The organism is Rickettsia sp. Tenjiku01 (assembly GCF_001653015.1).
In the GTDB taxonomy this organism is placed as follows: domain Bacteria; phylum Pseudomonadota; class Alphaproteobacteria; order Rickettsiales; family Rickettsiaceae; genus Rickettsia; species Rickettsia rickettsii.
Genome location: NZ_BCMR01000007.1, coordinates 18,803 through 29,526, shown reverse-complemented (window position 1 = coordinate 29,526; position 10,724 = coordinate 18,803). Strand labels below are relative to the sequence as shown.

Sequence of the window (10,724 nt, the reverse complement as noted above, 5' to 3'; positions counted from 1 at the left end):
TTTATATTACCGCCGGTATTATTAATAAGGGTTTGAATTATACCTGTTTCTTCACTTAAAAGACTAGCTAATAAATGCAAAGGTAATATTTGCTGATGATCATTTTTAGCAGCAAGTGATTGGCTACTAGCTATCGCTGATTTAGCATGTGCAGTAAATTTATCAAAATTCATATAAATAATATATTTTAATTAATAAAGTTAAATATTTTTAGACTATTTTTATATAATAATTTTTAATTAAAATAACAAGAGATGCACAACTACATATAGAATATTATAATGCTTTCATCATTAAAAAAACAATTTGATAACGATAAGGAGTTTTTATTAAATCATACAAAAGAATTTTTAACCACACCCGGAGTAGGCGTTACTTTAGAAACAAATAGAGCGAAAATTGAAGAAGCTGTTGAAAAAGGCAGCTTTACCGAGGCATTACAGGGTTTAGCAATGTTACGTCATGAGAAAACTGGTATAAAGCTTACTAAAATTGAAGGGAAAAACGGTGAAACTCCAATATTAATACGTGATGGTCGTAACAATCCCAATGAAAAAATTGTTTTAGGCACTAAAGCTTTTGAAATGCAATATTTAAATGCTATCAGAGGAGCGATAAACATAGCAAAGGGCAACAATAAACCTGAGATTGTGCTGAAATTAAATAAAGAAGCAGTAAAATTTATTAATAGTTTTAATGCTTTGAATATGGAAAAATCACAAGAAAACATCTCAAAAAATAGGCAAGCTGAAATTGACAGTGTTGCTGAATTGCTAGGAAAAAATGGTATTAAAAATGCTCATAAAAAATTAAATGTTGCTAAAGATTTTCAAAATTTCAATGATGAGCATTGTAATATAGTAACTTTGTCCAAAGTCATCAATGATGAGGGAAAAGAGCATATTGTAGTCGAAGCGGAAGTAGCTTTTAAAGGCTTGACAGAAGAACAAAAGCAAGAATATCAAAATAGAGACGGTAAAAACTGGTATAATGTAATGCCTGAATGCGAGAGGAAGCTTGTTGATCAGTATATTGATACAAATTAAAACGGTAGACATGTTATCCCAACCCAGTTACGACAAATTGTTGGCATGAAAAACGCCTTTGAGAAAATTGGGGCAATAACCGACAAAGACGGTAAAAATTTTGAAACATTGCTTACATCTAAACATGCAGGTACATTAGCCTCAATTTCAAATGATATAGATTCTAGACAAAAAATTACCGACTTAAATGCACGCCAAGCTCAAGAATGGCTTGAAGACGGCGTTACTCTTCATACTAATACATTAAACTCAGGTCCTATAGGAGCTGGCAATAATCCCACAATTGTTGATCAGACAAAAAAATCTATGGAAAAAATGTCGGTGGGAAAAATACTAATACTCCTCTTAATTTATTTAGGCTTATAGGAGTAACAAATAACTTTGCAGGAGTGAGTGATACTTTAAACAAAATAGCAAAAAATTTACCGACTGAAAAAGGAATTGATGAATTAAAAGCACATATTAAACCGAGAAGCAAATTTGAACATTTTTTTTAGGATAAATACACCTAAAGGAAATGCAGCAGAAACAATTAACAATGCAAATTTAACGGATCAGGAAAAAGAAATATTAAAAAAAGCTGTAACATTAAGAAAAAATATTGAACAAGCAGATATTCCTTTTAGAGTATCCTTCGAGACAAAACTTCCTTTTATATCTTTTGATAAAGAAAATATTAATCTAAATATATCAGATGCCTTAAGTAATTTAACAGCGAAAATAAGACAAAATACACAAGGAACTAAAACCACTAGTTTAATAAAATTGCCTCAGGAAGAAATATGCACAATGTGTGCCAGCAGCGGTAAAGATAGAGAAGGGCTTAATGAACATAATAAAATATCTCAAGCAGTATCAAAATATACCGGTATAAAAAGAAACAGACATCGATAAACAATTACTTAAAAACTGTCATATTACTTCAGCAAGCAGGTAGTATTTATGCAGGCGGTGCAACAATAGGTTGTTACGGCACTAAAAAAGAAAATAAAAGAGTCATTCCAAAAATTAGAAAAGAAACACTTGCTGCTATAATGGCACAAACTAATAAAATTGCAGACAAAAAAAAGATGGATAAAAGATAGATGCAGAATATGAAAAAAATCACCCTAGAGAATCTATCGCAATACGCAGTGATAGGAAAGTTGTTAAACCGTTAACTAAATCGGTATCACAGCTTAAACTAAGTATAACCCCACCGGTTAAATTTAATATAAAGTCAAAATATAGTATGGAGAAATAATGTCAGAACTTGCAATTGTAACAGGCGGTACTAGAGGAATAGGTAAAGCTACCGCTTTAGAATTAAAAAATAAGGGTCTTACGGTAGTTGCTAATTTTTTCAGCAATTACGACACTGCTAAAGAAATAGAAGAAAAATACGGTATAAAAACCAAACGCTGGAATATTGCAGATATTGAAGAATGTAGAAAAGCAGTAAAGGAAATTGAAGAGGAGTTTAAAAAACCGGTAAGTATTCTTGTAAATAATGCCGTATTACCAAAGATAAAATGCTACATAGAATGAGTCATCAAGATTGGAATGATGTGATTAACGTTAATCTCAATTCTTGCTTTAATATGTCTAGTAGCGTAATGGAGCAGATGCGAAACCAAGATTACAGTCGTATAATAAATATCAGTTCAATTAATGCTCAAGCAAGGCAGGTTGGGCAGACTAATTACTCTGCTGCTAAAGCTGGAATTATCGGCTTTACTAAGGCCCTTGCTCGTGAAACTGCTTCTAAAAATATCACCATTAACTGTATAGCTCCAGGGTATATTGCAACCGAAATGGTAGGAGCAGTACCCGAAGACGTGCTTGTTAAAATCGTTAATAATATCCCCAAAAAAAGACTAGGACAGCCGGAAGAAATAGCTAGAGCCGTGGCATTTTTAGTTGATGAAAATGCCGGATTTATCACAGGTGAGACTATTGCTATCAACGGCGGCCATAATATGATTTAAACAATTAACTAATAATAGATTAGAATATGAAAGAGATCGTAAACCAATTAATCTCTAAAGGAAGAGAACTTTTAAGTAAAAATGAATATAAAGAAGCAATTAATATATTTACCTTAAATTAAACAATATAAAGGTTTTCTACATATCTATTATTATGAAGGCATCACTTACTTGTATTGGGGAGAGTATTATAATAATGTTGAACAAACAGACCTTTACCTTAAGGCAGTAGCTTCATTACGACAAACAGCTCTATATACATCTAAACCTAAAGATACTGATGTTTTATTAGGAAAAGCTTTTTATAAAGCAGGCAAATTAAGCGAAGCTGGTACTGTACTTAACAAATATATATATCTTGTCCAGAGAATGAGGAAGAATTTCAGGAAATGCTCAGTCAAATAACTCCAGAACTTAATAAAACTAATAATTCACCGATGTTATCGAGAGATAGTAGTCAATTAACTTCGTTTAATAAAAAAGATTCGCATGATATAATAGAAGTGAGTCAAACATTAAATGCATTAATAAGCATAATAGCTAAACATGACCACGATATAGCCCGACATACGCAAGCAATTGCAGACATAAAAAAATGTTACAATCTGCAAATGTTGGGTATACTGCAGATATAAACAACCAAATTAAAGAATTGAAAGTCATTAACCCTAAATTAGAAGAATATTATAAATGTTTTAATATGGCTTTACAACAATGTATGTATTGCTGCTAGTGCTGTAAGTAACGGCCTAGTAGTTCCTGATGTAGGGTATTTAACGTGTGAGTGCCTCTTCTCTTATAAAATGGGTTTGTTATCTTGGCGACATAGCAGCGTCCGATTTTTTTAATTCTATTGCCACTGCTCTAATAGCAGTTCTGCATGATGCCGGTGATAATATGTTTAACTCTAAGGAAGAAAAAAAACTAGTAGATGTACTTACTAAATTTTGTAAAATGATTAATAAACAATCTGATATAACCCCTGTAGGACAAGATCTACAGAGATTAGCTTTACTTTTTGCTAATTTAAGGAGTGTAGAAATCAAAAAAATAATGAGACAGATTTCAGTAATTTCTTTACGACTAAATTGCCAATGCACAATAAATTTTTTCGTTATGATACCAAATAATATCAAAGAAATGAATAGTAATTCTATGGAAAAATTAGCGTTTCAAGATACTATTTATTTGATTAGTTATATGTATCATCATGCAGAGGATATATTAAAAGAGTTCTAAATCGTTGTTAAATCAAATTTTAACTACTACAAAAGAAGGATTAAGCACATCATGGGATGATATAAAGAAAACTACTCCCGGCAATGTAGAGTACGATTTATGGCAAATGGAAAAGCAAGTACCTGAATCTGAAATAATAACTGAGAAAACAAAAAGCGGACAGCTGCGAAGTATAAAGATATCTTGCTTTTCGGTCGATTGCTCAAAACCACTTTAAAAAAAATAGCGATTTCTTCAACCGGCATCAGAAGAGGAGTTGAAGATTTTCTTAATCAAAAATATTTTGCTGATAAATTTACTTAAGAAGAACAAGGTTGTTTTGTCTTATTCTTAGCATATAAAATATTTAGATATGGTAATAAGGTATGTCTCAAATATTTTAGCGAGCAACAGCCAGAGCTAATTACAAAAATTTTCGATGATTATCCTCATTTATTTTTTAGGAGAGAGGCAATCAACATATGTATTAAAATAAAGATGGTAGACAAAAAGCATTAGATGCAATAAAGTTAAAATCGTCAGATAAATTTTTTAAAGATTGCTTTGATACAGTATTCCCTAAGGTAGATGTTGTTGTAAACCTCATATTTGAAGAAGAACCTAAACCGAAGCACGTACCTAATGAACCTGAGCTTGTATTTAACTTAGAGCTCATACCTTTAAATATAGACGAAAATGATGATGTACTACCAACAAGTAATGTAGAAAATAACCACTAAATTTTTAAAATGACTAGCATATATCACATTCTTGACCATGTTCCTGCTATTTATAAGCAGGACATGGAAATAGAGTATGAGCATTTGGCTATGCAATTAATTAAGTCCGGTAAATTACGAATAGATACCGATGATTGCTGCAATTTTGCAAGGTTTACCGAACCTGCTCTTAATATAAGCTTAATGGTTAGTCAAGAAGAGCTAACAAGCCCGCATTTAATCCCTGAAACTACCAAGCTTTTTCAAAATTTATACAGAAATTCCGCTTCAGATCAAAAAATAAAATCAATTTTCGATAATTTAAAAAAGCAAATACAAAAGCTACAGCCGGTTAAGAAAGAAGTAACCGAAATGCTAGCACGTATTTTTGTTCAGTCGGCTCATCCGATCGTAATAAGGTGGCTTCTTCTTAATAAGACGGAAGTATTTCTTACCTACTCACATAATATCGGCGATATGATGGATATGGTTAGCTGGCAACGAGTAGGCGGTAATAGCGGTATGCAAAGCACTAACGGCAAGGACGTAGCTATTTTTGTTTCATGCGGCGGTAATCCTTTTGCTGAAAACAATAAAGATCATCCGACTTACGGCAACGGCTTTGCTGCGGCAGCAAGACTTCAGATTATCGCAGCCCAAGAGCTTGGGCATTTTGCCGATATAAAGAGAGATGATAAAGGCAGGCAAATAACTCGCCATTCAGCTAATTTTTCCGGTACTAAAGCTACCGATAAAGTACGGATTGCTAGAAAAAATGACATAATACATTGTCATAATTTGCTGAGTAAGCTCCTTAAAGCAGGTATGAAAAAGCAATTAGATTATGAAACGAAACTTAAATTTTATAATGCAAATAAAGTTAGCGGCTTAAAAGTTTATGCTATAAAATTCATGATTTTTATATATAAATTTCGGCTTTTAAATTATAGCAGTAGGAATAATCTAATATTTGTAAGAAAATTTAAAACCGATGAATATATGGCATTAATGATTGATGCTATGTTTAAAGATATGCAAGCTAATTTATCACCGGCAGCTGACGTGTATAAAAATAAAAACCCTGAAATTGAAGAAGCGATAGCCTGCATTGAAGCCTTAGCAAGAGTACCACAACAAACCGTAAAATGGGGATATTTAACTACCAAAGAAACTATGCATGACCTTTATAAAATATATTATAACGAGGTTATACCTTCTTTAATTACTAGCTATAATGCTATCACCGGTGAAAATTATCAACGTGATTTTAAAAAGCCAAAAAGTAATTTCTTTTCTAAAATCAATATCTTTAGTAACAAAAAGTTAGTACTAAAACCGGTTAGGGAATTATGAGTATACTGATGTGAAATGAAGAATGGTAGACGAAGATTAACTTCAAAAAGAGCAAGAAATTCACAAGGCGATGAGGCATTGCTGCGTGGATATTGTTTTTTCGTCATTGCAAGGAAAATTACAAAGTAATTTGACAAAGCAATCTCAGGAGTTTGTTATTATTTCATGAGATTGCCACGCAGCCTACGGCTGCTCGCAATGACGATTTGGTATCCCGCACAGGAATGATATTTTTAGAACAATATCTTTAACTTCATGAACCTTTGGTGGCTAGTATATCTGCTGCGTAAATTACAGTTATACGTTGCAAATAGCTCAATATTCTTATGAGCGGTAAGTAAACTTGCACCTACATTATAGCCGACTTTCGGTGTGCTGCTATTTGTAGTGTTCTCAAAGTAATTATCTGCCCAAATAAATCTAGCTTTCACCTTAGGTTGCTTATTGCTAAAGCTATTTTCTACAGAAGCATGTAGTCCCGGTACTATTTGAGTATCGTTTGATAATCTCTTAGGAGCGGTTAATTTTATGCCTGCAATCCCTGTAGTTAAGTTACCGGACTTACCAGCGACATACATATTATTCACACCTGTACCGGTTTGCTGCATTATAAGTATATCCATTAGGAACAAATCCATCTCCATTACTCATCCTCAAAATTGATAGGGCGGCTACATCATTCGCCGTGTGAACCCTATTAATATTAATCACAATACTTGTACCGAATGCCGTAGGGAGATTTTGAAAAACTATACCGCTTTCTCCTAAAACATTTATAGTAATATTACCTTCAAGTACTACATCACCGGTAAGAATTACGTTACGTCTAAGATCGAATGTCGAGCCATTAACGTTAGCATTACCGTTAATTGTAATGTCCTGCGTGCGAATATTATAAGTTCCCGAATCAAAATTAGTTTGTCTAGAATGAATATCATTATGCAATTTGTGTTCATGATTACCTTCAAACATCACTTTAGAAACTTGTTTGGTTTGTGAGCCGATTTCATGAATATCAGGAATCTTTACGAAAGTTACCTCTCCTCTCATAGTTTTAGTAGTAGTAATATTACCGGTAAAACCTTTATTAACCCTTACCTTCCCAAAACTTATAAACTCTAAATTCCCTGTATCTATTACACTGCCGTTGCGATGTTTCCTATCAACTTTTTCTTCAAATACAAACTCAATAGATTCAACGGCACTAATATCATTACCGGTAATGGTTAGCTCAGAACCTGTTCCATTACCGCTTATAAGCTTTAGCTGTGCTTTTGCATTATTATTGGCACCATATGCAAGAGGTGCTCCTAAAGCATTTTGAACTGCCCTTTGAGTTTGCAGATTGTCAACGTTAGTTATATTGTTAATACTAACTCTTGTAGTTGGATTGCCTTCAATAATAGTAAATACCCCATTAAAACCATAAAGATTAATATCATTAATATTTTTAATATTTTGGGCAAAATTAACCATATGGTTATTTTCTACGATAATAATATTGTCATTATCTTGTGGAAGATAATGGTTGTGATTATATCTTCAATCATTCATCGTACCTATATTAGAAGATGGATTTCCCGCCGGAATAATATCCGCCGCAAAGCCTCCCATACTTGCAAGCAGCCCGATACTACTGGTTGCTAGTAAAAGTTTATTAAAAAAAATTTTGTTCTTATTAGTTATAATTTCCCCTATAACTTATTGCTTTTAATGATTTTACCACTTAACTTATCGGTCGTTATATACTATTTATTTACGACGCACAATAATTAATTAATAAATTTACTATTAGTTAGTATTTATTAATTATTTACGATGGCGTGATTTATGAAATTTAAGGGAAATAGGCTGGTTTAATGAAAGGTAGGGGTTATGGTGTTTGTTTGGTAGGTAATCGTCATTGCGAGCAGGCATTGCCCGCGTGGATCAGTTTTCCGTTGTCATCCCGTGGTTTGACCACGGGATGACACCGAGTGCGTTTTGCGATCCGCACAACAATGTCGTAATTTCCTCGCAATGACGTCAAAATCACATCCTATTCATCATCTATATTAGAAAGCTCATCTTGTAATTCTCGAGAAAATACATCCTCATCATCGTTAGAATCATTCGATTTCTTAAGAGAGTTTTTGAAATTATTTAGGTCTTTATTTTCAAATATTTCAATAGATTTTAAAGTCTCGTTTGGAATTATAACTATAATATTTTTACTTAATTCATCTAAATAATCAGTGGTAACGGCAACTTTCAGTACTCCTCCATATTTGCTCTGTTTGCTACTTACTACAAAATCTTTTAAAGATTTACTTTTAAAATAGTTTTCAGAAGTAAAGATCATTGTTATAAAAAATAGTACTAACGAGATAGTAGTACCTACGGCAAATCCTGCTAATAGCCCTAAGAATCTGTCAATACAACCGTTTCTCATAAATGAACTTATAGCAAGAAATTTATAAACTATAAAAACACATAAAATTAAAGCAATAACATAAGATATAACACTGGCAATAATTATTCTTATAACCTCATTATCCATATATTTCCCGATTAGGTCAGAAATATATGGATATAAAAAATATCCTAACATTATAGAAGTAATAAAACCGAGTATTCTAGTTGCAAACCCGATTATGCCTTGATATAAGCCGCAAAATGAGAAAAGAGTAATAATAGCAAAAATAGTAATATCAAAAAATGTGATCATTATTGTTAACTTCTATTGAATAATTGGATTTAAATCTTATATATTATATAATTAAAGTTTAATTTATGGGCGATAAAATTTTTCATAACTTATCCGGTAAAACACTAGTTGCTACACCGCATGTAATTACAAAAGGCATTTACCATAAATCCTTAATTTATATGTTATCACACACGGAAGAAGGAGCAATAGGATTAATATTTAACCGCTTAGTAAATCATATAGATTTAAAATCGTTTTTTAAAATAAAAAATGACGAAATAACAACCCCGGTTATGGTTCCTATATATCTTGGCGGACCCGTAGAACATGAAAAAGGGTTTTTTCTTCATTCTAGCGATTATAATAAAAATTTGTTATTGGATTTCCATAATGATTTAGCAGTAAGCTCTAATTTAGAAATTTCAGAAGATATAGCTTTCGGTAAAGGACCTAAAAATAGCTTATTCATTGTCGGTTATACAGCATGGAAACCAGGGCAGCTTGAAGAAGAATTAGAGACAAATCTATGGCTGGTTATGGATTGTAATAAAGAATTTATTTTTGCCGATAATCCTGAAAGTAAATGGCATAATGCATTAAAACACTTAGGCATTGATGAAATACATTTCTCATCACAAATAGGAAATGCTTAGAGATTATCTGTTAACCATTTTTCGGTAAGCCTAAGTAATAATGCTTTAAAAGTTTTCCCTGACTGCTAATTAAATACACAAAATTAGAATGTTGTAATTCATATTTGTTTGTTTTTACATCAAATATTTTGGATGTATAGAAGACCTTAAATTGATCTGCTAATTGTTCAATATCTTGGACTCTCCCTGTTAAACCTATAAAATTATCATCTATTTTTTCTAAATATTTTTTTAATACTTCACTTGTATCATGCTCAGAATCTAGAGTAATAAAAACTACTTGTACTAAAATATTCTCTTTCTTCAAAATCTTAATAATATCTTCTACTCTTTTTAGTGTTTGATTGTCATATAAGGAATAGGTAGTACCAAAATAAATCAAACTTAAATGACCTTGCAAATGGGTACTATCAAATTTCTTTCCTTCTTGATCTATAAGAGTAAACTTAATTTTAGGCGAATCGTCCATATTACTAGTTTTCGCACCAATCTTAAGCTTAGACGGAGTTAATGAAGAATATAATAAACATAAAAATATTATAGCTAGGGCTATAAAAATTTTTATAATATACATTTGGTTTTTATTATTTCTCATAACCTAAGTAATTATTAATATTTATTTATAATAAAACTTATTCTTATCATATATGCAATAAAAATCATCTTTCAGTATATTAAATATCGTAATATCTAAATTGTGATATTTTTAGTTAAAATTAATTAATTAATTTATTAACTAAATTGAAATTTTTTGAGTTAAGATTATTAAATAAAAAAACAACTAAGAAACGGATTAATTATGTACAATAATACCGTTTATGTAAAACGTTTAAATGATAAATTTAAAAAACAAGAACATACGGAAATAGTAGATAGTACTATTTCAAATACTAAATGACAACAACAATGCAACTCAACCGATACAAACACTCCTAAATCAAAATTCGTTTGAACTAACAAATAATATTGAACACAATAAAGCAGAAAATATGAGGGATATAATGATGTTGAAAAAAGAAGAAATAAAGGAAGCAGAAATGGAACATTTTATATCCAATATGTAAAGGATAAAAATTTTA

Annotated in this window: 13 protein-coding genes and 2 pseudogenes; 10 read left to right on the top strand and 5 right to left on the bottom strand. The window is 31.4% G+C overall.

The annotated features are described in order from the left end of the window. The coding region (locus TENJIKU01_RS07320) for a Clp protease N-terminal domain-containing protein (protein WP_153019856.1) at positions 1–173 on the bottom strand (173 nt) is incomplete at its 3' end. Positions 174–281: 108 nt separating this feature from the next. On the opposite strand from TENJIKU01_RS07320, the gene TENJIKU01_RS09540 reads away from it, so the two are divergent. The 9 genes and pseudogenes from TENJIKU01_RS09540 (at position 282) to TENJIKU01_RS02510 (ending at position 6,303) form a co-directional block, all read left to right on the top strand. Beyond that, complete coding sequence (locus TENJIKU01_RS09540) at positions 282–1,046, top strand: hypothetical protein (RefSeq protein WP_227779878.1); 765 nt, start codon at positions 282–284, stop codon at positions 1,044–1,046. Positions 1,047–1,091: 45 nt separating this feature from the next. Beyond that, positions 1,092–1,412, top strand: a complete 321-nt coding sequence (locus tag TENJIKU01_RS09535) for a hypothetical protein (RefSeq protein ID WP_082894478.1) — start codon at positions 1,092–1,094, stop codon at positions 1,410–1,412. A gap of 114 nt (positions 1,413–1,526) precedes the next feature. Further along, the gene (locus tag TENJIKU01_RS09530) at positions 1,527–1,940 is read left to right on the top strand and encodes a hypothetical protein (protein ID WP_227779877.1); all 414 of its coding nucleotides are present in this window, start codon (positions 1,527–1,529) and stop codon (positions 1,938–1,940) included. Positions 1,941–2,288: 348 nt separating this feature from the next. Beyond that, positions 2,289–3,013 (top strand): annotated as a pseudogene (locus tag TENJIKU01_RS08285) (SDR family oxidoreductase). Between the two features lie 171 nt (positions 3,014–3,184). After that, complete coding sequence (locus TENJIKU01_RS10590) at positions 3,185–3,418, top strand: hypothetical protein (protein ID WP_064429088.1); 234 nt, start codon at positions 3,185–3,187, stop codon at positions 3,416–3,418. A 32-nt stretch (positions 3,419–3,450) separates the two neighbouring features. After that, complete coding sequence (locus tag TENJIKU01_RS02530) at positions 3,451–3,648, top strand: hypothetical protein (protein WP_064429094.1); 198 nt, start codon at positions 3,451–3,453, stop codon at positions 3,646–3,648. 145 nt (positions 3,649–3,793) lie between these two features. Further along, on the top strand, positions 3,794–4,252 hold the full coding sequence (locus tag TENJIKU01_RS02525) for a hypothetical protein (protein WP_227779875.1): 459 nt from the start codon (positions 3,794–3,796) through the stop codon (positions 4,250–4,252). A 197-nt stretch (positions 4,253–4,449) separates the two neighbouring features. Continuing rightward, positions 4,450–4,971, top strand: a pseudogene (locus tag TENJIKU01_RS07295) (hypothetical protein). 9 nt (positions 4,972–4,980) lie between these two features. Further along, the gene (locus TENJIKU01_RS02510) at positions 4,981–6,303 is read left to right on the top strand and encodes a DUF2748 family protein (protein WP_064429086.1); all 1,323 of its coding nucleotides are present in this window, start codon (positions 4,981–4,983) and stop codon (positions 6,301–6,303) included. 233 nt (positions 6,304–6,536) lie between these two features. Here TENJIKU01_RS02510 and TENJIKU01_RS02505 read toward each other — a convergent pair whose 3' ends face one another. The 3 genes from TENJIKU01_RS02505 to TENJIKU01_RS02495 all read right to left on the bottom strand — a co-directional run bounded on the left by TENJIKU01_RS02505 (position 6,537) and on the right by TENJIKU01_RS02495 (position 9,010). Then, positions 6,537–6,926 (bottom strand): autotransporter domain-containing protein, encoded by a 390-nt coding sequence (locus TENJIKU01_RS02505; RefSeq protein ID WP_172795023.1) that lies wholly within the window; start codon positions 6,924–6,926, stop codon positions 6,537–6,539. Further along, positions 6,883–7,779: a hypothetical protein gene (locus tag TENJIKU01_RS02500; protein ID WP_064429085.1), complete on the bottom strand. Its 897-nt coding sequence runs from the start codon at positions 7,777–7,779 to the stop codon at positions 6,883–6,885. Before TENJIKU01_RS02500 ends, TENJIKU01_RS02505 begins: the two co-directional genes overlap by 44 nt. A 562-nt stretch (positions 7,780–8,341) precedes the next feature. Next, on the bottom strand, positions 8,342–9,010 hold the full coding sequence (locus tag TENJIKU01_RS02495; RefSeq protein WP_064429084.1) for a CvpA family protein: 669 nt from the start codon (positions 9,008–9,010) through the stop codon (positions 8,342–8,344). 65 nt (positions 9,011–9,075) lie between these two features. Here TENJIKU01_RS02495 and TENJIKU01_RS02490 point away from each other — a divergent pair, with 65 nt between their 5' ends. After that, positions 9,076–9,645: a YqgE/AlgH family protein gene (locus TENJIKU01_RS02490; RefSeq protein ID WP_010976730.1), complete on the top strand. Its 570-nt coding sequence runs from the start codon at positions 9,076–9,078 to the stop codon at positions 9,643–9,645. Between the two features lie 10 nt (positions 9,646–9,655). Here the strand turns inward: TENJIKU01_RS02490 and TENJIKU01_RS02485 are convergent, their stop codons facing one another. Beyond that, entirely contained in the window at positions 9,656–10,240 is a 585-nt protein-coding gene (locus TENJIKU01_RS02485; protein WP_064429083.1) for an SCO family protein, read from the bottom strand. Between the last annotated feature and the right edge of the window lie 484 nt (positions 10,241–10,724).

Coding starts and splice junctions, on each gene's coding strand:
- TENJIKU01_RS09540 (WP_227779878.1), top strand. CDS start 282: ATGCTTTCATCATTAAAAAAACAATTTGATAACGATAAGGAGTTTTTA.
- TENJIKU01_RS09535 (WP_082894478.1), top strand. CDS start 1,092: ATGAAAAACGCCTTTGAGAAAATTGGGGCAATAACCGACAAAGACGGT.
- TENJIKU01_RS02530 (WP_064429094.1), top strand. CDS start 3,451: ATGTTATCGAGAGATAGTAGTCAATTAACTTCGTTTAATAAAAAAGAT.
- TENJIKU01_RS02510 (WP_064429086.1), top strand. CDS start 4,981: ATGACTAGCATATATCACATTCTTGACCATGTTCCTGCTATTTATAAG.
- TENJIKU01_RS02505 (WP_172795023.1), bottom strand. CDS start 6,926: ATGGATATACTTATAATGCAGCAAACCGGTACAGGTGTGAATAATATG.
- TENJIKU01_RS02500 (WP_064429085.1), bottom strand. CDS start 7,779: ATGGTTAATTTTGCCCAAAATATTAAAAATATTAATGATATTAATCTT.
- TENJIKU01_RS02495 (WP_064429084.1), bottom strand. CDS start 9,010: ATGATCACATTTTTTGATATTACTATTTTTGCTATTATTACTCTTTTC.
- TENJIKU01_RS02490 (WP_010976730.1), top strand. CDS start 9,076: ATGGGCGATAAAATTTTTCATAACTTATCCGGTAAAACACTAGTTGCT.
- TENJIKU01_RS02485 (WP_064429083.1), bottom strand. CDS start 10,240: ATGAGAAATAATAAAAACCAAATGTATATTATAAAAATTTTTATAGCC.